This is a genomic window from Duganella sp. 3397, from assembly GCF_031456625.1.
GTDB lineage: Bacteria > Pseudomonadota > Gammaproteobacteria > Burkholderiales > Burkholderiaceae_D > Rugamonas > Rugamonas phyllosphaerae.
In genome coordinates this window covers 102,808-124,525 of the sequence record NZ_JAVDVB010000005.1, presented here as the reverse complement: position 1 = coordinate 124,525, position 21,718 = coordinate 102,808, and the positions used below count along the sequence as shown (strand labels likewise).

Sequence of the window (21,718 nt, the reverse complement as noted above, 5' to 3'; positions counted from 1 at the left end):
GATGAAAGACTTCTCGGAACTGAAATCGCTGAGCAAGCAGCTCAGGGAGCAGACCGAGGCGCGCGCCGCCGCCGAGGCGGAGCGCGTCAAGCGGGAAAAGACGCAGGTGGTGGAAGCGAACATCTTCCAGTCGGCGGTGGGCGGCGTCAAGCGCCTGCCCGAGTCGAACCGCCACGTGCCGCAACTGCCGAAAACGGCCAATGTCACCGTGCCCGTCAAGCGCAAGCTGACGCAGGCCGAGGACGACGCCGAAGTGCTGCGCGAGTCGCTGTCCGACCTGTTTGAAGTCGATCATTACCTCGAAGAAGACCCGGCACTGAATTACGCCGCGCCTGGCGTTGGCTCGGATGTCGTGAAAAAGCTGCGCAAGGGCCACTGGCCGGTGCAGGACGAGCTCGATTTACACGGCATGCGCCGTGACCAGGCCCGCGACGCCATCGGTGATTTCCTGCGCCGCTCGACCATGCGCAACCACCGTTGCGTGTGCGTGATCCACGGTCGCGGCTTCGGCTCGCGCGGCCAGGAGCCAGTCTTGAAATCGATGGTGCACAGCTGGCTGGTGCAGAAAGAGGAAGTGGTGGCGTTCTGCCAGGCGCGCTCCTCCGAAGGTGGCGAAGGCGCCCTGATGGTGCTGCTGCGGGCCGCGCTGCGGCCGGAACGTCAATAAAAGCCGCGCCGACGATCGTTGGCGTCCCGTCCGTCACACCTGCGAAGGCGGGTACCCAATTGCGTGCGTTCTGCACGCCCCTGCTTGAGCCAGCGCTGTTCTACGGAATTGGATTCCCGCCTGCGCGGGAATGACGGCTCAAAGGTCAACGACATCTCAACTGCAGCGATACTTTACGCTTTACGCGCGCGGCAGAAATGACGGTGCAACGGTCACCGAGAAACTTCAACCGCGGCGGTATTTTTCCAGCCAGTGCGCATATGGCGCCGGCAACAACCACGTCGGCCGTTCCACCTGCAACTCCGCCGCCATCTGCGCCGCATAGTGCGGATTGGCCAGGAAAGCGCGGCCGATCATCACCAGGTCCATCTGCTGGTCGGCCACCACGCGGTTGGCCACCTGCGGCGCATCGATGCCCCACGACGACGCCACCGGCAAGCCCGCTTCGCGGCGTACCCGCTCGGCGATCGGCGCCAGGAATGGCGAACCCCACGGGATCTTGCCGTTCGGGGTGGAAAAGCCCACGCTTACATTGAGCATATCGAGGCCGCCCGCGTGCATGGCGCGCGTGACGTCGATCGATTCGGCCAGCGTCTGCTCGTCGCGGCCGTCGTATTCGATCACGCCGAAACGGGCCGTCAGCGGCAGGTTCTCGGGCCACACCTTGCGCACGGCTGCCAGCGTTTCCAGCATGAAGCGGCTGCGGCCGGCGTAGTCGCCGCCGTAGGCGTCGTCGCGCTGGTTGGCGTCGACGTTGAAGAAGCTTTGCGCCAGGTAGCCGTGGGCGAAGTGCAGCTCCAGCCACTGGAAACCGGCATCCCGCGCCCGCTGGGCCGATGCAACGAAATCGGCTTTTACCCGTTCGATATCGTCCAGCGTCATGGCCTTGGGCACCTGCGGCAGGTTAGCGCCGAATGCCACGGCCGACGGCGCGATGGTTTGCCAGCTGCGCGGATCGTCCAGCGCGATATGGTCGTCGCCTTCCCACGGCTTGTTGGCGCTGGCCTTGCGGCCGGCGTGGGCGATCTGGATGCCGGCCACGGCGCCGGCAGCCTTGATGCCGGCGGCAATGCGCGCCAGGCCTTCGGCCTGCTGGTCATTCCACAAGCCCAGGCAGCCGGGCGTGATGCGCCCTTCCGGCGAAACCGCCGTCGCTTCCACGATCACCAGGCCGGCGCCGCCACGCGCCAGGGCCGGGTAATGGACCTGGTGCCAGTCGTTGGTGAGGCCGTCGGTGGCGCTGTACTGGCACATTGGCGGCACCGCGATACGGTTGCGCAAGGTGACGTCTTTGAGGCTAAAGGGAGTAAATAATGCGGTCATCGTTCAAACTTTAAAGTTGATCTGACCACGATCATGCCTTCAGCAATGAAATAAGTCCAATCGCCATTATTGATCGAGAACATCAGCCACAGCGATATCTTGGACATTGCCGCACATGTTAGCCGAGCAACTAAGTTACACGTCGCGCGGCCGTCATGTTAACCTGAGGCTCCTCACAATTTCAGCGCGCCGATGCCATACATGCCCCACGTTCCGGTTCACGTCTCCCTGGTCACCGTCATCGAGATCGTGGCGATCCTGGTGGGCGCGTTTTCCGGTTTCGTGGAGGCGCGCCGCAAGCGCATGGACCTCGTTGGCGTGTTCACGGTGGCCTTCATCACCGCGTTCGGCGGCGGCACCTTGCGCGACATTTTGCTGGACCGGCGGCCGCTGTTCTGGGTCATGCACCAGGAATACGCGATCCTGATTTTCGTGCTGGCCCTGATCGCCGCACCGCTGATGCGCACCCTCAAGCAAATCCTGTCCGAACGCCTGATCGTCATTGCCGACGCCATCGGCCTGGGCTTGTTCGCGGTGGCGGGCGTGTCGCAGGCGCAGGCGGCCGGCATGCCGCTGTTCATCGCCTCGATGATGGGCGTGATCACCGGCATCTTCGGCGGCGTGCTGCGCGACATCGTCTGCAACGAAGTGCCGATGGTCTTCCGCGACGGCAAACCCTACGCCATCTGCGCGTTCTTCGGTTGCTGGCTGTACATCGGCCTGCAGTACACCGAGATCTCCGACGACGTCGCCCTGTGGGTAAGCGCCGCCTCGATCACCGTGATGCGCCTGGTAACCTGGAAATTCGACCTGCATTTACCGTCGGACAAATAATGAAATGCTGGCAATCAGCTCAATGATTTATTTGCAATTGTTGCATTCGCGGCGTTGACCGCTGCCGGACAACGCAAGACTATGTATGCAGCGTGCCGGCGCGCCCTATTCAATATCAATAATATATTTAGGGAGACACCATCATGGAAACCAACACCCTGCGCGTCCTGACCGGCGCAGCAGCGCTATCCCTGCTCGCCGGCTGCGGCGGCAGTGCCAGCGACAGCAGCACCACCACGCCGGCTGCACGAACCCTCGCCACCACCACCGTCGCGGGCGCCGATGCCACCACGGCCAATGCCGCGACCTTCGGCCTGACCCAGGACGCCAACTTCTATACCGTCGATACCGGCGCCGGGCTGGTGTTCAAGATCCGTCGCACCGACAATGGCGTGAGCACCCAGTCGGCCGGCGATATCGCCTCGATGATGTACAACGGCGTGCAATACCAGGACCAGTCGCGCGGCAGCCAGCTCAACTCGGGCTTCGACTACCTGTACAACAACGTCTCGGCCGTGGCGGTGACCGCCACCACCGTCGGCGCCGATACCGTCAAGATCACCGTGCAGGCGGGCGACCTCACCCATTACTACATGGCGCGCCGGGGCGACCCGAATATCTACATGGGCACCTACTTCACCAGCGAACCGAGCACGCTGGGCCTGGCGCGCTTCATCGTCCGGGTGCCGATCGCCGCGCTGCCCAACGGCCCGGTGCCGTCCGACCTGCGCGGCACCAACGGCGCCATCGAATCGGGCGACGTGTTCGGCCTGCCCAACGGCGAAACCCGCTCCAAGCATTACTCGAACAAGCGGCTCAAGGACTGGCGCTATATCGGCGCCACCAGCGCCAGCGCCGGTTTGTGGATCGTCCGCGACAACCATGAAGGCGGCTCGGGCGGCCCCTTCTACCGCAGCCTGCTCAACCAGGGCACCGACACCAACCAGGAAATCACCTACATCATCAATTACGGCGAGGCGCAGACCGAGGCCTTCCGCCCCGGCATCCTCAACACCTATACGATGGCCTTCACCAATGGCGCTGCGCCAGGCGCTGTCGATACCTCGTGGTTTGCCGGCATGGGCCTGCTTGGCTACGTGCCGGCTACCGGCCGCGGCGGCGTGGCCGGCGTGGGCATCGCCAACCGCGACGCCAACTACCCGTACACGGTCGGTTTTGCCAATGCCACGGCCCAGTACTACGCCGACGTCAACCCGTCCACCGGCTACTACAGCAGCGCCGGCATGCTGCCCGGCACCTACACCATGACGGTCTACAAGAACGAGCTGGCGGTCGATACCCGCAGCGTGACCGTCAACGCCGGCGCTGTCACCACGCTCAACACGGTGACCATCACGGGCGACCCGAGCAGCGTCGCGCCCAAATGGCGCATCGGCAACTGGGACGGCACGCCAAACGAGTTCATCAACGGCACCAAGCTGACCACCATGCACCCGCAGGATGTGCGCATGGCCGCCTGGACCGTACCGGACTACGTGATCGGTACGTCCACCCCGGCCACCGGCTTCCCGGCCTACCAATGGAAGGAGGTGAACGGCAACCTGGTAATCCGCTTCAACCTGGCGCAAAGCGAAATCCGCGCTTACACCTTGCGGGCCGGCATCACGGTGGGCTTCGCCGGCGGCCGTCCCAAGATCGCGGTCAACAACTGGAGTTCGGCAATCCCGGCCGCGCCCACCCAGCCGAAAACGCGCACGCTCACGGTTGGCACATATCGCGGCAACAACACCATGCTGACCTTCGACATCCCGGCCAGCGCGCTGGTGGCAGGCCAGAACACGTTGACGCTGACCGCCGTCAGCGGCTCGAGCGGCGTCAAGTACCTGAGCCCCGGCTACGCCTGGGATGCGGTCGACCTGGTCGCGACACCGTAATAATCAAGGGGGATAGTAAAACAGGAACGACAGCCAAGGGCTGCCGTCAAGCCGCTCCCGAACGGGAGCGGCGGGGTAAACGCTGAATTTATACTGCGTCCGGGCCGGTTTCGCCGGTACGGATGCGGATCACCTGCTCGACGTTTTGCACGAAGATCTTGCCGTCGCCGATCTTGCCGGTGCGGGCCGCCTTGATGATGGCGTCCACCACCTGCTCGGCCACGCCATCGTCCACCACCACTTCGACCTTGACCTTCGGCAGGAAGTCGACCACGTACTCGGCGCCACGATACAGTTCGGTGTGGCCCTTCTGGCGGCCGAAGCCCTTGACCTCGGTCACCGTCAGGCCGGTCACGTTCACTTCGGCCAGCGCTTCGCGCACTTCGTCCAGCTTGAACGGCTTGATTACTGCGGTAATCTGTTTCATGACTTCTCCTAATTTCGTATCAAAAATTCTTTGCCAGCAATAGCATTGGATCTATTGTAATCGACAACAGCGCACTTGCCAGCGGCGGTTATACCGCGACTCGCGAATTGTCAGTCATGCACCGGAATGGCGCGACATTCTTCCATCCAGACAACGCTTTGACCATCGCTGGGCGCGCGCCAGTCGCCGCGCGGCGACAGCGAACCGCCGCTGCCCACCTTCGGTCCGTTCGGCACGCAGCTGCGCTTGAACTGGCTGGTGCGGAAGAAGCGGTCGAGGAAGATGCCCAGGTTGTGCTTGATGGCAACCAGGTCGTACTGGTTGCGCGCCACGTGGTCGCCGTCGGGCCAGCGGCCCAGTTCCTTGTCGCGCCAGGCGTTAAGCGCCAGGAACGCCACCTTGGACGGCGCAAAGCCGAAGCGCAGCACGTAGTACAAATTAAAATCTTGCAATTCGTACGGGCCGATGGTGCTCTCGGTGCGCTGCTCGGGCTGGCCGCCGGCAGTGCCGGGCACCAGCTCGGGGCTGATCTCGGTGCCGAGGATGTCGAGCAGCACCTGTGCATCGTTGCGGCCGATAACGCCGGACTCGGCCACCCAGCGCACCAGGTGCGAGATCAGGGTTTTCGGCACGCTGGCGTTGACGTTGTAATGCGACATGTGGTCGCCCACGCCGTACGTGCACCAGCCCAGCGCCAGTTCGCTCAGGTCGCCGGTACCGACCACGATGCCGCCGTGGTGATTAGCCAGGCGGAACAAATGGTTGGTACGCTCGCCGGCCTGGACGTTCTCGAACGTGATGTCGTACTGTGCCTGGCCCTCCGAGTACGGATGGCCCAGGTCCTTGAGCATCTGGATGCAGCTGGGGCGGATATCGATTTCCTGCGCCGAGCAGCCCACCAGCTGCATCAGCGCGTGCGCCTGCTTGAGGGTGCGGTCGCTGGTGGCAAAGCCCGGCATGGTGTAGGCCAGGATGTTGGTGCGTGGCAGGCCCAGCTTGTCCATCACGCGCGCGCACACCAGCAGCGCATGGGTGGAATCGAGTCCGCCAGAGACGCCGATGACGACCTTCTTGATGCCGCTGGAACTTAAGCGCTGGGCCAGCGCCTGCACCTGGATGTTGTAGACCTCGTCGCAGCGCTCGTCGCGGCGGCGCGCATCGGCCGGCACGTAAGGGAAACGCTCGACGCAGCGGCGCAGCGCCAGCGGTTCGTCGCGCGACAGTTCCAGTTCGAAAAACACGGTGCGGAACTTGTTCACTTCGGCGGCGTGACGCTGCACCGACTGGGCAAAGGTGTTCATGCGCATGCGCTCGCGCGACAGGCGCTCGAGGTCGATGTCGGCAAAGGTCAGTACCGGCGCATCGGTAAAGCGTTTCGACTCGGCCAGCAGTTCGCCGTTCTCGAAGATCACGCCCTGGCCGTCCCACGCCATATCGGTGGTCGATTCGCCGCCGCCGGCGGAGGTGTACAGGTAGGCGGCAATGCAGCGCGCCGACTGGTTGCCGACCAGCTGGTTGCGGTAGCCGGACTTGCCGATCACCGCGTTCGAGGCCGACAGGTTGACCAGCACGGTGGCGCCGGCCAGCGCCGCGAACGACGACGGCGGCACCGGCACCCACACGTCCTCGCAAATCTCGACATGGAATTTGAGCAGCGGCACGTCGGCCACTTCGAACAGCAGGCCGGTGCCGAACTGCACGCGCTCACCGAGTAGGTCCAGCTCGACCGCGACGGCGTAGTCGCCGCTGCTGAACTGGCGCGCTTCGTAGAACTCGCCGTAGTTGGGCAGGTAAGTCTTGGGCACCACGCCCTGGATCTGGCCGTTGGCCACCACCACCGCGCAGTTGTAGAGCTGGTGCTCGACGCGCAGCGGCACGCCGACCACCACCGCCATCTTCCACTGGAGCGAGGCGTTGACGATCTCGGCCAGGGCGTCGAGGCAGGCGTCGAGCAGCGCGCGCTGGTGGAACAGGTCGTCGCAGGTGTAGGCGGCCAGGCCCAGTTCGGGGAACGCCACCAGCGCCGCGCCCTGCTCGGCCGCCTGTTCGGCCAGCAAAATGGTCTGCTGCGCGTTATAGACCGGGTCGGCGATGCGGCACACCGGCGCGGCAATGGCCACGCGGGCGAAGTCATGGGTGTACAGATTGAGGAAATTCGAGCTCATTTGGATTCTTTCCGACAGTGGTGCACAGGCATGGACACCAATTATCGCATGCGCCCCGCCAACGCAAAGGCCGTGGATACGCTAGACTTGGCCCACCATCATGCGGCAGGAGGAAGTGTGTCAGAAGCAGAGTTTTCGATCATCGAGTCGCTGGAAGGCGTGGACGAGCAGCAATGGCAGGCGCTGGCCGGCGACAATCCCACGCTCGCATACCGCTTTCTCCACACCTTGCACACCACCCGCTGTGCCTGCCCGCAAACTGGTTGGACCCCGCGCTACCTGGTCATGTATCGCGATGGCGTGCTGCATGGCGCCATGCCGCTCTACCTCAAGCACCACAGCCGCGGCGAATACGTGTTCGACCACGCCTGGGCCGACGCCTTCCACCGCAATGGCATCGAATATTATCCCAAGCTGCTGTCGGCCGTACCGTTCTCGCCCGTGACGGGCAGCCGCCTGTTGGCGCGCAGCACGGAAGATCGCGCCCTTCTCGCGCGCGCGGTGCTGCAAGTGGCGCGCCAGCTGGAGACCTCGTCGCTGCACATCCTGTTCCCCGACGAAGATGACCGGCAGGCGCTGGCGGCGGCCGGCTTCATGCTGCGCGAAGGCGTGCAGTTCCACTGGGAAAACCAGGGCTATGCCGATTTCGACGCCTTCCTGGCCGGCTTCAAGATGGATAAACGCAAGAAAATCCGCCAGGACCGGCGCCGGGTGTTTGATGCCGGCATCACCTTCCAGCACCTGGCCGGTGCCGCCATTACGCCCGAGGTGATGGCATTCTTTTACCAGTGCTACGTGTCCACCTACTTGGCGCATGGCAACAAGCCCTACCTGAGCCTGGCCTTTTTCGAGCAATTGCGCGCGCAGATGGCCGAGCACATCATGATCGTGCTGGCGCAGCGCGATGGCCAGCCGGTGGCCGTCGCGCTCAACCTGGTCGGCGGCGGCATCATGTACGGACGCTACTGGGGCACGACCGAATTTGTCTCCGGCCTGCACTTTGAAACTTGCTACGTTCAAGCTATCGAGTATTGCATTACCCATGGCATCGCCCGGTTCGAGGGCGGCGCCCAGGGGGTGCACAAGATGTCGCGGGGCCTGTCGCCCACGCCCACGTGGTCGGCACACTGGGTGGCGGACCCGCGATTTGCCGCAGCCATCGGCGACTTCTTGGCGCAGGAAACGGCGGCGATCGAGCAATATATCGACGAATTGGCCGAGCATGCACCCTTTAAATAAGGGCATCCCGTACGTAGATGTGTGAGAATTTCGTTAAAAGGGTAGAATGTTAGCGGTAGCAACACTCTGACCATGGATGAAACCAGATTGCTTCACAGCATTTTCAATCGCGCCTATACTCTATGCCCGTTGACGGTTTTGTCACAACACGTGACGCAAAACAATGAATTCAGATTTTATTAAACAACGGAACCGCTTCAAGGCCGCCACGATGAAACGACTCGGCGTCACTGAAGAGGCCTATACCAACGTAACCGACCAGCTGGCGCAGATCGCCCAGCCATTCACTGTGCGCAAGGGCGAGTTCCTGCAGCGCGCCGGTGCCGTTGCCACCCAGGTGCACTGGCTGGCCAGTGGCGTGGCGCGCAGCGGCTTCTTCAATCGCGACGGCGTGGAAGTGACCCTGCGCTTTTATCGCGAGGGCGAATCGGCCACCACCCTCACCGACCTGATCGCCGGCGAGAACGGCCAGCCGGCGGTGCAGTTCCTGGTAGCGGAAACCACCATCCACGGCTTTACGCTGGACTGGACCCAGGCCAGTGCCCTGCGCGCTCAAAGCGAGGTGATGCAGCATTATCACCTGCAGGCAGCCATGCACGGCATGCACAACCTGGCTATGCGCGCCTATGCAGCGGGCGAAACGTCGGCCCAGGAGCGCCTCGCCGCGTTCCGCGAAGAATATCCGGGACTCGAGTCGCGCATCTCGCAGCGCGCCATCGCCTCGTACCTCGGCATCACGCCGCAGTACATGTCGCGCCTGCGCCGCGAGGCGGAAGCCGAACTGGCTGGCGCAGCCATGGCGGGGACCGAGACGAAGGTAGAGGCTTACGCGCGCAACTGATCTGCTGCGTGCCAGCGCATCGCTGGCACGTGGCAATCGCGCCCAACGCATTTTGCAATCGATTGCACATCGATTGCGTACCGATTGGCGCCGCCCCTGAAACGTCCGCGCGAAAGAATTGGCCACAAAAAAAGCCCGGCCGCACAATCACAGTGCGGCCGGGCTTTTTCATGTCACGCTGGCGTATCAGCCGGCAGCGTTTTCCTTGTTGTACGACGCAACGCCGTTCAGGATTTCCTGTTTGGCATCTTCAACGCCATACCAGCCGTCGATCTTGACCCATTTGCCTTTTTCCAGGTCCTTGTAGTGCTCGAAGAAGTGCTGGATCTGGCGCAGGCGCAGTTCGTTCAGGTCTTCCGGCTTTTGCCAGTGGCTGTAGATCGACAGTACTTTATCGACCGGTACGGCCAGGACTTTGGCGTCTTCACCGGATTCGTCGGTCATTTTCAGCACGCCGATAGGACGGCAGCGCACGACCACGCCCGGGATCAGCGGGAACGGGGTGATCACCAGCACATCGACCGGGTCGCCGTCGTCGGACAGGGTGTTCGGCACATAGCCGTAGTTGCACGGGTAGTGCATGGCGGTGCCCATGAAACGGTCCACGAAGATCGCGCCCGAATCTTTATCGACTTCGTACTTGATCGGATCGGCGTTCATCGGGATTTCGATGATCACGTTGAAGTCGTTAGGCACATCGCGGCCCGAAGGCACTTTGTTCAAGCTCATGGGTTTTCCTTGTTGGGAGGGTGCTGACAATTAGTCAATCGAAACAGCGTAAATTAACGGCGTAATTATAGCGAAGTACAGGCTGCTTGTGCGGCGCAGCACCGGTGCGCGGCCCCGATTGTTGGTGGTGGCGCCCACGCCGCAGGGATGATATGATGACGCAGATGAGAATGATTACCATTTAATTTTACCTGAGCGCCGTGCCTCCCCTCACCCTCCACGACCACAGCGCGGCCACCCTGTACAGCGACCACCACGGTTGGCTGCACGGCTGGCTGCGTCGAAAAATGGGTAATACCGGTGACGCCGCCGATCTCGCCCACGATACTTTTGTGCGAGTGCTCACCCGCAGCGGCCCGTTGCAGGCGCCGGCCCTGCGTGCCCCGCGCGCGTACCTGGGCACCATCGCCCGTGGCCTGATGGCCGATTTTTTCCGCCGCAAGGATGTCGAACGCGCCTATCTCGACGCGCTGGCCGCCCTGCCCGACGTCCACCAGCCATCGCCGGAAACGCGCGCCATCATGCTCGAAGCGCTGGTGGCCATCGACGCCATGCTCGACGGCTTGAAGCCGCAGGTACGGCAAGCGTTCCTGCTGTCGCAACTGGACGGCCTGACCTACGAACAGATCGCGGCGGAACTGGGCGTGACCAAGCGCACGGTCGGCAACCACATGTGCAAGGCCATCGAACACTGCTACCTGCTGGCGCCATGAACGCGCGACCGCCATCAACCGACGCGGCGCCGGCACCGCGCGACGCGGCCACCGTACGCAAGGAAGCGGTGGGGTGGTATGCACGCCTGTGCTCGGGCAGCACCACCGAGGCCGACCGCGCCGCCTGGCGCCAGTGGCAGGCGGCGCACCCGGACCACCGGCGCGCCTGGCAGCGCATCGAAGCCATGCGCGCCACGCTGCTGCAAGTGCCCGCCAATATCGCTGCGCCCGCACTGCGCCTGACCGCACAGGCGCGCAGCCGGCGCCAGGCGCTGCGCGGCATGGCGCTGCTGGCGTCCACCGGCACGCTGGGCTACGTGGCCTGGCGCGGCGCCAGTGAGCACGGTTTTGCGCGGCCGCTGCTGGCCGAGCACCGTACCGGCATCGGCCAGCAGCGCGAGGTGCAACTTGCCGACGGCTCGCTGATGGTGCTCGACACCGCCACCGCAGTCGACGTGCGCTTTACCGCAACTGCGCGGGTGGTGCAGCTGTGGGCGGGCGCCGTGCTGATCGAAACCGCGCACCAGCGCCAACTGCAGCGGCAGCAGGCGGTCGATCCGCGTCCGTTCATGGTGCAAACCGCGCAAGGCAGCGTCACCGCGCTGGGCACGCGCTTTACGGTGCGCCAGGTCGATGGTCCATTGGCGGGCCAGCCAGGTGGCTACACCGAGGTGGCGGTGCTCGAACACGCGGTGGCGATACGCACTGCCGACCGTCAAGCCGTACTGCTGCGCGCCGGGCAACAGGCACGCTTCACCAGTACCGGCGTCGAAGCGCCGCAGCCTGTGGCCGACTATGCCGGCCAGTGGCGCTCGGGCCATTTGCTGGTCAACGACCGCAGCCTGGCCGAAGTGCTGGAAGAGCTGTCGCGCTATCGCCATGGCCGGCTGGGCTGCGATCCGGCAGTCGCCAACTTGCGCATTTCCGGCGTGTTTCCGCTGACCGACACCGACCGTGCGCTGGTCCTGCTCATCCGTACCTTCCCGCTGCGCCAGCGCAGCATCACGCGGTACTGGGTCACGCTGGGACCGCGCTAAAATATTTTCGCAAAAAATTTTCCGCTTTTTGCGTCTCATCCGGCCTACAGGACAGGAACTCCCTGATTGTCCAACTTAACAAGGCCCGCATGTTCACTCACCGTTTGACACCCCTGGCATTGGCGCTTGCCATGCCGCTCGCAATGCCGCTGGCTTTCGCCGCTCCGGCCGAAGCCACCCGCACCTACCAGATCCCCGCCGGACCGCTGGCCGCGGTGCTCAACCAGTTCGCGGCGGCCGCCGGCGCGGCGCTGTCGTTCGATCCGGCGCTCGCTGCCGATCGCACTTCGCCCGGCCTGCAAGGCCCGCACACGCCGGCCTCCGGCTTTGCCGCGCTGCTGGCCGGCAGCGGCCTGGAGGTGGTCAGCCTGGGCGACCGCGGTTTCAGCGTGCGCCGGGTCGCCGCGCCAGCCGCCGTCGCCCAGACTCTCGACACCATCAGCGTCTCGGCCCGGCCCGAGGCGGACAACGTCACCGAAAACAGCGGCGCTTACGGCATGCGCTCGATGAGCACCGCCACCCGCCTGGGGCTGTCGGCACGCGAGACGCCGCAATCGGTGAGCGTGATCACGCGCCAGCAGATGGACGACCAGGCGCTGATCACCGTGCCCGACATCCTGGAAAAAACCGTGGGGGTGACCGTGGGCCGCAACGACAGCGAACGCGCCACCTTTTATGCGCGCGGCTACACCATCGAGAATTTCCAGTTCGACGGCGTGCCCAATACCCTCGACAGCTCCAACCAGTACACCACCGCCATCGGCGACAGCGCCATCTACGATCACGTGGAAGTGGTGCGCGGCGCCGCCGGCCTGCTGACCGGCGCCGGCAATCCGTCCGCCACCATCAACCTGGTGCGCAAGCGCCCCACCAGCGAGTTTGCCGGCTCGCTCAATGCCAGCGCCGGCTCGTGGCACCGCTATCGCGGCGTGGCCGATGTGTCGGGGCCGCTCAACGCCAGAGGCAGCGTGCGCGGGCGCGTGGTGCTGGCTGCGCAAAACGCCGACTCGTACATCGACTACTACCAGCGCGACACCCGCAACGCCTACGCCATCATCGAGGCCGACCTCGGTCCGCGCACCTTGCTGACGGTGGGCATCGATTACATGCGCTCGCGCGCAGACGGCGCTACCTTCGGCCATCTTCCGCTGTTCTACAGCGACGGCACGCAAACCGCTTTCCGCCGTTCGCTCAACCCGGCCGCGCGCTGGTCGTACTGGGACAACAACGGCACCAATACCTTCGCCGCGCTCAAGCACAGCTTCGCCAGCGGCTGGAAGCTGGACCTGGCGGCCAGCCACCTCAAGCAGTCGAAGGAAGTGGAATATGGCTCGGCCTACAACGGTGCGGTGGACCGGGTTACCGGCGCCGGCGTGCGGCTGCTGGCCGGCCTGCTGCCCACCCAGGCCGCCACCGACACCGCCAACCTGGCGTTGACCGGCCCGTTCACGCTGTTCGGCCGCCAGCATGAACTGATGCTGGGCGCCGGTTATTCGCGCGCAGTGAAAGATGCCCAGCTCTACACCAGCCCGGCCCTGATCCCGGTGCCCGACTATTTTGCCTGGGACGGCAACCTGGCAAAGCCGGCGTCGTACCCCAAGCGCGCCGACCGCGAGACCACCATCACCGAAAAAGGCTTGTCGCTGGCCACCCGCCTGCGCCCGACCGACCAGTTGTCGGTGATCCTGGGCGCGCGCATGAGCTGGTACAAGCTGGTCGACTTCCAGGTCAATAACGCCGGCGTGCGCGCGGTGGCCGACAACCTCGACATCGGCGAAAAAGTGGTGCCCTACGCGGGCGTGGTGTACGACTTCCACCGCAACTGGTCGGTGTACGCCAGCTATACCGACATCTTCCGTCCGCAAACCTATTACAAGGACGCCAGCGACCGCTCGCTCGATCCGCTGACAGGCAAGAACGTCGAAGCAGGCATCAAGGGCGAATTCTTCGACCAGCGTCTGAACGCCGGCATCGCCCTCTTTCGCACCGAGCAAAACAACTCGGCCCAATACGTGGGCATCAACGCCGCCACCGGCGGCGAGATCTACCGCCCGATCGAGGGCGTGACCAGCAAGGGCGTGGAACTGGAAGTGTCGGGCCAGGCGGCGCCAAGGTGGAATGTCGCGGGTGGCTACACCTTCCGCATGTCGCGCATCCCTTCGCAGCCCGATGTGATCTTAAGCGCGGTCAATACCAACCAGCCCAAGCATTTATTCAAACTGAGCACGGCCTACCAGCTGGCGGGGGCGCTGAACCAACTGACGGTGGGCGGTTCGCTGACGTGGCAGAGCGAGACCTATTACCAGGCGTCGGACGCCCGCCGCTGGCGCGCGACGCAGCCGTCGTACGCGGTGCTGGGGTTGCTGGCGCGGTACGACATCAACCGCCGCGTGAGCGTGGCGCTGAACGTCAACAACGTGCTCGACAAGACGTATATGCCGGGGATGGGATCGTACGGGACCGGCGTGTATGGCGATCCGCGCAGCGTGGCGCTGACCGCCAATTACAGGTTTTAGAGAACGGTCGCCAGCGCGCACTGGCGGTAGTGGCTGGCCGCTTCCTCCGTCTGCTGCAGCGCTTCGTGCAGCTGCGCCAGCTTCAGGTGCGATTCGCGCACCATGCGCGGGTCGGCCGCGTCGGACAAGGCTTGCTCCAGGTGGCGCTGGGCCTTGCCCCACAGTTTCTGCTTCAGGCACAGCGAACCCAATGTGAGCGCCAGTTCGGCATCGGTTGGACGAGTTTGCATCCAGCGTTCGCAGTGGTTGATTTGCGTGAGCAAAGCAGCCGATCCGGCCGGCGCCGCCGCTTCGCGGTAGGTGCGAATGACGCGGTCGTCCCAGTCGGCGTTGAGCGATTCTTCGGCCACCAGGCGCGCTTCGTCGTGCAGGCCGCGCGCGTTCAGCGCGGTAGCGGCGCGGCAGGCGATGTAGGGCTTGATGCGGTCGGCGTTGGGCACCGTGGACCATACCCGCAGCAGCGACTCGGCATCGTGCGATTTGTCGCTGAGCAGGTCTTCGTAGGCCAGCTCGCGCAAACGCGACGACAGCGCCGGATGCAGCGCGCGGTGCTTGTCGAGCGAACGCACCAGGCGCAGCACCTCGGGCCAGTTCTTGGCCTGCTGCTGGGCCTTGAGCGACCATTGCAGCGCGTGGATGTGACGGGTGCCGCTGGCATTGAGTTCGCGCACGGCGGCCAGCGCGGCTTCGGGTTGGTGGTCGTCCACCAGCAGTTCGGTCATGGTCATCAGGCGCGCGGTTTTCATGGCGTTGTCGTCCTGCAGGCGCGCGAGCCACTGGTCGCGGCGCGCGGCCTGGCGCATGCGGTGCGCGGCGCGGGCGCCGATCAGCGCGGCCACGCCGGCGTTTTCCGGCAGTTCCGAGGCGCGCAGGGCGGCTTTTTCGGCATGGCCGAAGCGGCCCTCGAACAGCGCCTTCAATGCTTCCCGCAGTCCCTTGTTGCCATCGCGCTCGCGCTTTTGCTGGCGGTAGGCGGCGACCTTGCGCGGCATCTTGACGGTGGCGCGCACCGCGCGGATCACCACGTACAGCAGCACGAACAGCAGCGCCAGCAGCACGCAGAAGAAATTGAGCGACAGGTCGATGCGGTGCGGCGGATAAAACAACACCACGTTGCCGGGGTTGAAGCGGGCCGTCACGGCGATGCCGATGGCCGCAGCCATCAGTGCGACTATCCAGAGAAATATCCGCATGCTAGGGCTTGGCCTTGTAGTTGCGTACCGCGTTCAGGCTGTCGGACAAGGTGGGCATCTCGATGGCCAGGTTGCTGCTCTGGACCTGGCGCAGCAGCGCCTGCACGCTTTGGGTGGCGCGGGCGCGGGTGTCGTAATACTTGACCAGCGCCTCCTGGGCAGCGGCCAGGTCGGCGCGGAACGCGGTCTCGTTGCGCGACAACAGTGCCATGCGGGCGTTGAGCAGGCGCAGCTTGAGGTTCTCGCGCATGAAGTAGGCCTGGCTTGGCGACACCATCAGCGCATCGGGATGTTCGACGCTGCGCACGCGGATCAGCTGGCGCACGTCGGTCCACATTTCGCTGCTCCAGCCGGTCCAGGCGCCTTGCAGCGATTGCAGCCAAGGCGTCGATTCCGGTTCTGCTTCGGCGCCCGCCGCCACCGCTACCGGCTTGCCGTTTTTGTCGAGCACCGGCTTGCGCACCTTGCGCGGCGTTGGCGCCGGCAGCGTGGGCTTTTCGTCCGACAGCATGGGTAGCGTGTCGACCTGGGCGATCACATTGTCGAGACGCAGCGCCACGCCCACCGAATCGACATTGGGCAGGGCCTTGAGCTTTTCGGTGTCCTTGGCAATGGCGCGGCGGATGGTGATGAACTGCGGCTTGTCCGAGCGCGACAGGCTGCGGTCGGCGTTTTGCAGCGCGATCAGCGCACCCGGCACGTTGCCGGCCAGTTGCAGCTGCTGGCTGGCGGTGGACAGCACCTGTTCGATCTCGGTGAGCGCCCACTCGTCGCGGTTCTTGGACAAGTCCTGGTACAGCTGTTCGAGCGCCAGTTGCTGGCTTTGCGACTCCTGCTGGCGGCTTTCCAGCACATTGACCTTGGCCTGCAGTTCGCGGCTCGACTCCTGCACCTGGCGCGCCAGGTTGTTGGTCTCGCCGTTGATGGTGTCGCCCTTTTGCAGGCGCAGCGCCATTTCCTGGCGCAGTTTGCCGAGCTGCCGGTGCGATGACCAGGTTTGCCCGGCCAGCAGGACCGCCAGCACCACCACGCCGATCAGCAGCACCTTGGGCTGCTGCAGCGTGGCGAGCAAGGTGGGCTCGGAAGACGACAGGACCGGCTTGGACGGCGCGGCCGAAGTCTCGGGACCGGAAGCTCCGGAGACGGCGGGGTCGGGTAATGTAGGCAGTTCGTTCATAGGCGTGATTGTAGCGCGGCCAGCAACCGTTCGTCGCCTGATCCGGTGAGGGTGGTCCGGGAAAAGCCGAGATTATGCGCAGTCTCCGCGATCCGGGCATGCGGGACGATCAAATGCTGTTGTTGCATTGATACAACACACGGTATTTCACCCGCTGGCGCACGCGCATCGAGTTCGGCCAGCAGGCCGTGCAGGCCGCGCAGCGCCTCCGAGCTGGTGATGATCCAGTCGTTGTCCTGCGCCAGCAGGCGCCGCAGCGTGGCTTCCAGCTCGGGGCTGAGCGACGGCGCCGCACGCCGGTAGGCCGGCACCACGTCCACCTGGGCGCCGGCCGCGCGCAGGCCGTCGGCCAGCAGTTCGCGGCCGCCGTCGCCACGAATGATCAGGGCGCGCTTGCCGTCGAGCGCGGCCAGGTCCAGTGCTTGCAGCAGGTGCTCGGAGTCGCTGCGGGCGGCGTCGAGCGGGCTGACGACGTGGGAGCCGGGCGACGCCACGCCATGGGCGGCCAGCGCTACCCGGCTGCCCTCGCCCACCACGGCCCAGGTGACGCCGGACGGCACGGTTTTCAGGTGAATAAAAGCGGCGTCGATGGCGTTGGGCGAGACGAAGGCGACCAACGCGTAATAAGGTGGGGGCGCGGAAGGAGCGGACGCCGAAGCAGCGGACGAGGTCAGGCGCTCGAGCGCGGCCAGCAGTTCGGTGGGCTCGGCCAGCGGCGTGATCTCGAGCAGCGGCAGCACTTCCACCGCGTAGCCCAGCGCCGCCACGCGCGCGGCCAGCGGGCGCGCCTGCGCCAGCGGACGGGTGATGACGACGGCGCCGGCCATCAGTGAGTCTCGCAATGCATCGGCGCCGGGCGCGCCACTCAGGTTCCTGTTCCCGGCTGAACCGGGGCTGGGGCCGGGGCTGGGCCTGGGCCGGGCGCCTGCTCGGCCGAGGCGTCGGCTTTGGCATCGGCCGCCAGTTCGGCCGAGCGGGCCGCGTCGTCGGCCTGCGCCGCTTCGCTCAGGCACGCGGCCAAAATATCGACCGCGCCCTGCTCGCCCAGCATTCGCGCCACTTGCGCGCCCAGTACGGCGGCGTCCACCGCCGGGCCGCGCGCTTCGGCGCTGATCATGCGGGCGCCGTCGGGCGTGGCCACCATGGCGCGCAGGTGCATCTGGTCGCCTTCGATGGTGGCGTACGACGCCAGCGGCACCTGGCAGCTGCCGCCGAACACGCGCGAGACGGTGCGCTCGGCGATCGACACCAGCGCGCTGTCTTCGTGGTGCAGGGGCGCCAGCAGCGCCACCAGGTCGACACCGTCGCTGCGTTCGGGGATTTCGATGGCCAGCGTGCCCTGGCCCGGCGCCGGCAGGCTGGTCTCGGGATCGAGCACCGAGCGGATGCGGTCGGCCAGGCCCAGGCGCTTGAGGCCGGCGGCAGCGAGGATGATGGCGGCGTATTCGCCGCGATCGAGCTTGCCCAGCCGGGTATCGAGGTTGCCGCGCAGCGGCTTGACGACCAGGTGGGGGAAGCTGGCGGCGATCAGCGACTGGCGGCGCAGGCTGCTGGTGCCGACGACCGCGCCGTCGGGCAGGTCGGCCAGGGTGGCGTAGTCGTTGGAGACAAAGGCGTCGCGCGCGTCTTCGCGCTCGAGCACCGCGCCCATCACGAACCCTTCGGGCAGCTCCATCGGCATGTCCTTGAGGCAGTGCACGGCCAGGTCGGCGCGACCTTCGGCCATCGCCACTTCGAGTTCTTTGACGAACAAACCCTTGCCGCCGACCTTGGACAGGGTACGGTCGAGGATTTGATCGCCGCGCGTCGTCATTCCGACAATTTTGACATCGCACTGCGGATATAATAATGCCAAGCGTTCGCGCACATGCTCGGCCTGCCACATGGCGAGCCGGCTTTCGCGCGAGGCGATCACCAATCTGGATGGCGTAATCTGAACCACTTCGGATGTTTTCAAAACCTGTTCTTTCACTGTCGCTGCCGCCCACCGGCGCAGACCAGTCAAGCGTGTATGTCTAAGATCACAAATTTTAACATGCTCACCCTCTTGCAGACCCGGGCCACCCGCCTTTGCACCGACATTTTATTTCTTTGCGGCATAACTCATGGCAAACCAATTTAGTGCAACTGACGACTTCCAAGCTGAAAATATTCCCGAACAAACCGGCGCCGATAAAGACGCGCCGCTGAAAGAAGATATCCGCCTGCTCGGCCGCCTGCTCGGCGACGTGCTGCGCGATCAGGAAGGCGAAGAAGTGTTCGCCGTGGTCGAAACCATCCGCCAGACCGCCGTGCGCTTCCGCCGCGAGGACGACACGGCCGCCGCCAATGAACTCGACGGCATGCTGAAAATCCTCACGCGCGAGCAGACCATTACCGTCGTGCGCGCGTTCTCGTATTTCTCGCACCTGGCCAATATCGCCGAGGACCAGCACCACATCCGCCGCCGCCGCGCCCACCAGCTGGCCGGCTCCGACGCCCAGAAGGGCAGCGTCAGCTACGCGCTGGCCAAGCTGAAAGACGCCGGCGTCGAACGCGACACCGTCGAAACCTTCTTCCAGGACGCCCTGATCGCGCCGGTGCTCACCGCCCACCCGACCGAGGTGCAGCGCAAATCGATCCTCGACGCCGAGCACGATATCGCGCGCCTGCTGGCCCAGCGCGACCAGCCGCTGACGCCGAAGGAAGATGCGGCCAACCTGCACCTGCTGCGCGCGCGCGTGGCCACGCTGTGGCAAACCCGCATGCTGCGCTACACCAAGCTGACCGTGGCCGACGAAATCGAAAACGCCCTGTCCTACTACCGCATCACCTTCCTGCGCGAACTGCCGGGCCTGTACGACGACATCGAAGGCGACATCGCCAGCCACTACGGTGAAGCCGATACCAGGACTATCGACGCGCCTTATGTACAGATGGGCAGCTGGATCGGCGGCGACCGCGATGGCAACCCGAACGTCAACGGCGGCACCATGCAGCACGCGCTCACGCGCCAGGCCACCACCATCCTCGATTTCTATCTGGAAGAAGCACACACGCTGGGCGCCGAGCTGTCGCTTTCCACGTTGATGATCGGCTGCTCGCCGGCGCTGCAGGCGCTGGCCGACCAGTCGCCCGATACCTCCGACCACCGCGCCGACGAACCGTACCGGCGCGCCCTGATCGGCGTGTACGCGCGCCTGGCCAGTACCGCCCGTGCGCTGGGCGCGACCAATATCCTGCGCAAGGAAGTGGGCCATGCCGAGCCGTACGCGAATGCCGCCGAATTCTCGGCCGACCTGCAGGTGATGGTCGAGTCGCTCGAAGCGCATCACGGTGCCGTACTGGTGCGCCCGCGCCTGTCCACGCTCAAGCGCGCCGCCGACATCTTCGGCTTCCATCTCGCTTCGCTCGACATGCGCCAGTCGTCGGACGTGCACGAGCGCGTGCTGTCCGAACTGTTCGCCAAGGCCGGCGCCGAAGCCGATTACTCGGCCCTGGACGAAGACGCCAAGGTCGCGCTGCTCCTGGCCGAACTGTCCCAGGCGCGCCTGCTGTCGTCGCCGTACATCGCCTATTCGGACGAAACGCAATCGGAGCTGGGCGTGCTGCGCGCCGCGCGCGAGATCCGCAGCCGCTACGGCGCCCGCGCGATCCGCAACTACATCATCTCGCACACCGAGACCGTCTCCGACCTGCTGGAAGTGCTGCTGCTGCAAAAGGAAATGGGCCTGCTGCGCGTGACCGAACAGGAACTGGACCTGATGGTCATTCCGCTGTTCGAAACCATCCCCGACCTGCAACGCGCGGCCGGCATCATGGAAGCGGTAATGGCGATCCCGCTGGTGAAAGCGCTGATCGCCAAGCAGGGCCAGATCCAGGAAGTCATGCTCGGCTACTCGGACTCCAACAAGGACGGCGGCTTCCTCACGTCCACCTGGGAGCTGTACAAGGCAGAAACCCACCTGGTCACCGTGTTCGCCAACGCCGGCGTGAAGCTGCGCCTGTTCCATGGCCGGGGCGGCACCGTCGGCCGCGGCGGCGGTCCGTCGTACGAGGCCATCCTGGCGCAGCCGCATGGCACCGTCAACGGCCAGATTCGCCTGACCGAACAGGGCGAGATCATCGCGTCGAAATTCTCGAACAAGGACATCGGCCGCCGCAACCTGGAGCTGCTGGTAGCCGCCACGCTGGAAGCGAGCCTGCTGCCGCAACCGGCAGATGCGGCCCACGTGGCGCAGTTGCAGCAGTTCGAGACCGTGATGGCGGAGATTTCCGACCGCGCCTACAAGGCCTACCGCAACCTGGTCTATGAAACCCCGGGCTTTACCGACTACTTCTTCAGCGCCACGCCGATCGCCGAGATCGCGGAGCTCAACCTCGGTTCGCGTCCGGCCTCGCGCAAGTCGACCAAGCGCATCGAGGACCTGCGGGCCATCCCGTGGGGCTTCTCGTGGGGCCAGTGCCGCCTGCTGCTACCGGGCTGGTACGGCTTTGGCAGCGCCATCGGCGCGTGGGTGGCCGACGGCGGCGCTGAACAGGAACAGCGCCTGGTGCAGCTGCAGGTCATGGCGCGCGAATGGCCGTTCTTCGCCACCCTGCTGTCGAACATGGACATGGTGCTGGCCAAGACCGACCTGGCGATTGCCTCGCGCTACGCCGAACTGGTAGCGGACAAGGAGCTGCGTGACCGTATCTTCAGGCGCATCACCGAAGAGCATGCGAACACGCTGACCATCCTGCAGCGCATCACCGGCGCCGAGGAAAGGCTGATCAACAACCCGCTCTTGGCGCGGTCTATCCAGAACCGCATCGCCTACATCGATCCGCTCAACCACTTGCAGGTGGAACTGATCAAGCGCCACCGCGCGTTGACCACCGAGGCCAAGACCGACGAGCGCGTGCATCGCGGCATCCACCTGTCGATCAACGGTGTGGCGGCGGGCTTGCGCAACACCGGCTGAGCCAGGTAAGCAAGGTAAA

At 65.0% G+C, this 21,718-nt stretch carries 17 protein-coding genes; 9 read left to right on the top strand and 8 right to left on the bottom strand.

Annotated features, from left to right (window positions below; translation table 11 throughout):
- Nucleotide 1 precedes the first annotated feature (1 nt).
- Nucleotides 2-667 (top strand): Smr/MutS family protein, encoded by a 666-nt coding sequence (locus J2X54_RS17005; protein ID WP_310182209.1) that lies wholly within the window; start codon nucleotides 2-4, stop codon nucleotides 665-667.
- A gap of 225 nt (nucleotides 668-892) precedes the next feature.
- Here J2X54_RS17005 and J2X54_RS17000 read toward each other — a convergent pair whose 3' ends face one another.
- Nucleotides 893-1,990, bottom strand: coding sequence for an NADH:flavin oxidoreductase/NADH oxidase (locus J2X54_RS17000; protein ID WP_310182208.1), 1,098 nt, complete (start codon nucleotides 1,988-1,990; stop codon nucleotides 893-895).
- Between the two features lie 201 nt (nucleotides 1,991-2,191).
- Between J2X54_RS17000 and J2X54_RS16995 the strand changes: the two genes are divergently transcribed.
- Nucleotides 2,192-2,824, top strand: a complete 633-nt coding sequence (locus J2X54_RS16995) for a trimeric intracellular cation channel family protein (protein ID WP_070251819.1) — start codon at nucleotides 2,192-2,194, stop codon at nucleotides 2,822-2,824.
- A 143-nt stretch (nucleotides 2,825-2,967) separates the two neighbouring features.
- A complete protein-coding gene (locus J2X54_RS16990; protein WP_310182207.1) occupies nucleotides 2,968-4,719 on the top strand; it encodes a rhamnogalacturonan lyase B N-terminal domain-containing protein in 1,752 nt (583 codons plus the stop codon).
- An 88-nt stretch (nucleotides 4,720-4,807) separates the two neighbouring features.
- On the opposite strand, the gene J2X54_RS16985 is transcribed toward J2X54_RS16990, so the two are convergent.
- Nucleotides 4,808-5,146, bottom strand: coding sequence for a P-II family nitrogen regulator (locus J2X54_RS16985; protein ID WP_019922031.1), 339 nt, complete (start codon nucleotides 5,144-5,146; stop codon nucleotides 4,808-4,810).
- 110 nt (nucleotides 5,147-5,256) lie between these two features.
- Nucleotides 5,257-7,311 (bottom strand): NAD(+) synthase, encoded by a 2,055-nt coding sequence (locus J2X54_RS16980; protein WP_310182199.1) that lies wholly within the window; start codon nucleotides 7,309-7,311, stop codon nucleotides 5,257-5,259.
- A gap of 117 nt (nucleotides 7,312-7,428) precedes the next feature.
- Between J2X54_RS16980 and J2X54_RS16975 the strand changes: the two genes are divergently transcribed.
- Nucleotides 7,429-8,550: a GNAT family N-acetyltransferase gene (locus tag J2X54_RS16975; protein WP_310182197.1), complete on the top strand. Its 1,122-nt coding sequence runs from the start codon at nucleotides 7,429-7,431 to the stop codon at nucleotides 8,548-8,550.
- A gap of 211 nt (nucleotides 8,551-8,761) precedes the next feature.
- Nucleotides 8,762-9,391 carry a Crp/Fnr family transcriptional regulator gene (locus J2X54_RS16970; protein WP_070251818.1) on the top strand — a complete coding sequence of 210 codons (630 nt, stop codon included), beginning with the start codon at nucleotides 8,762-8,764 and terminating at the stop codon, nucleotides 9,389-9,391.
- Nucleotides 9,392-9,577: 186 nt separating this feature from the next.
- On the opposite strand, the gene ppa is transcribed toward J2X54_RS16970, so the two are convergent.
- Nucleotides 9,578-10,120 (bottom strand): inorganic diphosphatase, encoded by a 543-nt coding sequence (gene ppa, locus J2X54_RS16965; RefSeq protein WP_019922024.1) that lies wholly within the window; start codon nucleotides 10,118-10,120, stop codon nucleotides 9,578-9,580.
- Nucleotides 10,121-10,320: 200 nt separating this feature from the next.
- Between ppa and J2X54_RS16960 the strand changes: the two genes are divergently transcribed.
- From J2X54_RS16960 to J2X54_RS16950, 3 genes are all read left to right on the top strand, one after another.
- A complete protein-coding gene (locus J2X54_RS16960; RefSeq protein WP_310182195.1) occupies nucleotides 10,321-10,833 on the top strand; it encodes a sigma-70 family RNA polymerase sigma factor in 513 nt (170 codons plus the stop codon).
- Nucleotides 10,830-11,870: a FecR domain-containing protein gene (locus J2X54_RS16955; protein WP_310182192.1), complete on the top strand. Its 1,041-nt coding sequence runs from the start codon at nucleotides 10,830-10,832 to the stop codon at nucleotides 11,868-11,870. Before J2X54_RS16960 ends, J2X54_RS16955 begins: the two co-directional genes overlap by 4 nt.
- Nucleotides 11,871-12,001: 131 nt before the next feature.
- The gene (locus tag J2X54_RS16950; protein WP_310182190.1) at nucleotides 12,002-14,386 is read left to right on the top strand and encodes a TonB-dependent siderophore receptor; all 2,385 of its coding nucleotides are present in this window, start codon (nucleotides 12,002-12,004) and stop codon (nucleotides 14,384-14,386) included.
- On the opposite strand, the gene J2X54_RS16945 is transcribed toward J2X54_RS16950, so the two are convergent.
- The 4 genes from J2X54_RS16945 to hemC are packed head-to-tail and all read right to left on the bottom strand — an operon-like array spanning nucleotide 14,383 to nucleotide 18,698.
- Nucleotides 14,383-15,579 carry a heme biosynthesis protein HemY gene (locus J2X54_RS16945; protein ID WP_071651697.1) on the bottom strand — a complete coding sequence of 399 codons (1,197 nt, stop codon included), beginning with the start codon at nucleotides 15,577-15,579 and terminating at the stop codon, nucleotides 14,383-14,385. The genes J2X54_RS16950 and J2X54_RS16945 overlap by 4 nt on opposite strands.
- Before the next feature lies 1 nt (nucleotide 15,580).
- Entirely contained in the window at nucleotides 15,581-16,756 is a 1,176-nt protein-coding gene (locus J2X54_RS16940) for a uroporphyrinogen-III C-methyltransferase (protein ID WP_310182186.1), read from the bottom strand.
- On the bottom strand, nucleotides 16,753-17,583 hold the full coding sequence (locus tag J2X54_RS16935) for a uroporphyrinogen-III synthase (RefSeq protein WP_310182183.1): 831 nt from the start codon (nucleotides 17,581-17,583) through the stop codon (nucleotides 16,753-16,755). The genes J2X54_RS16940 and J2X54_RS16935 overlap by 4 nt, the downstream gene beginning before the upstream one ends.
- A gap of 38 nt (nucleotides 17,584-17,621) precedes the next feature.
- Nucleotides 17,622-18,698 (bottom strand): hydroxymethylbilane synthase, encoded by a 1,077-nt coding sequence (gene hemC / locus J2X54_RS16930; RefSeq protein ID WP_310182891.1) that lies wholly within the window; start codon nucleotides 18,696-18,698, stop codon nucleotides 17,622-17,624.
- A 163-nt stretch (nucleotides 18,699-18,861) separates the two neighbouring features.
- Between hemC and ppc the strand changes: the two genes are divergently transcribed.
- Nucleotides 18,862-21,699 (top strand): phosphoenolpyruvate carboxylase, encoded by a 2,838-nt coding sequence (ppc, locus tag J2X54_RS16925; protein ID WP_310182182.1) that lies wholly within the window; start codon nucleotides 18,862-18,864, stop codon nucleotides 21,697-21,699.
- The last annotated feature ends 19 nt before the right edge of the window (nucleotides 21,700-21,718 follow it).

Bases quoted from the DNA above. Each gene is read 5' to 3' on its own strand.
- J2X54_RS17005 (WP_310182209.1), top strand. From the start codon at position 2: ATGAAAGACTTCTCGGAACTGAAATCGCTGAGCAAGCAGCTCAGGGAG.
- J2X54_RS17000 (WP_310182208.1), bottom strand. From the start codon at position 1,990: ATGACCGCATTATTTACTCCCTTTAGCCTCAAAGACGTCACCTTGCGC.
- J2X54_RS16995 (WP_070251819.1), top strand. From the start codon at position 2,192: ATGCCCCACGTTCCGGTTCACGTCTCCCTGGTCACCGTCATCGAGATC.
- J2X54_RS16990 (WP_310182207.1), top strand. From the start codon at position 2,968: ATGGAAACCAACACCCTGCGCGTCCTGACCGGCGCAGCAGCGCTATCC.
- J2X54_RS16985 (WP_019922031.1), bottom strand. From the start codon at position 5,146: ATGAAACAGATTACCGCAGTAATCAAGCCGTTCAAGCTGGACGAAGTG.
- J2X54_RS16980 (WP_310182199.1), bottom strand. From the start codon at position 7,311: ATGAGCTCGAATTTCCTCAATCTGTACACCCATGACTTCGCCCGCGTG.
- J2X54_RS16970 (WP_070251818.1), top strand. From the start codon at position 8,762: ATGAAACGACTCGGCGTCACTGAAGAGGCCTATACCAACGTAACCGAC.
- ppa (WP_019922024.1), bottom strand. From the start codon at position 10,120: ATGAGCTTGAACAAAGTGCCTTCGGGCCGCGATGTGCCTAACGACTTC.
- J2X54_RS16955 (WP_310182192.1), top strand. From the start codon at position 10,830: ATGAACGCGCGACCGCCATCAACCGACGCGGCGCCGGCACCGCGCGAC.
- J2X54_RS16950 (WP_310182190.1), top strand. From the start codon at position 12,002: ATGCCGCTCGCAATGCCGCTGGCTTTCGCCGCTCCGGCCGAAGCCACC.
- J2X54_RS16945 (WP_071651697.1), bottom strand. From the start codon at position 15,579: ATGCGGATATTTCTCTGGATAGTCGCACTGATGGCTGCGGCCATCGGC.
- J2X54_RS16940 (WP_310182186.1), bottom strand. From the start codon at position 16,756: ATGAACGAACTGCCTACATTACCCGACCCCGCCGTCTCCGGAGCTTCC.
- J2X54_RS16935 (WP_310182183.1), bottom strand. From the start codon at position 17,583: ATGGCCGGCGCCGTCGTCATCACCCGTCCGCTGGCGCAGGCGCGCCCG.
- ppc (WP_310182182.1), top strand. From the start codon at position 18,862: ATGGCAAACCAATTTAGTGCAACTGACGACTTCCAAGCTGAAAATATT.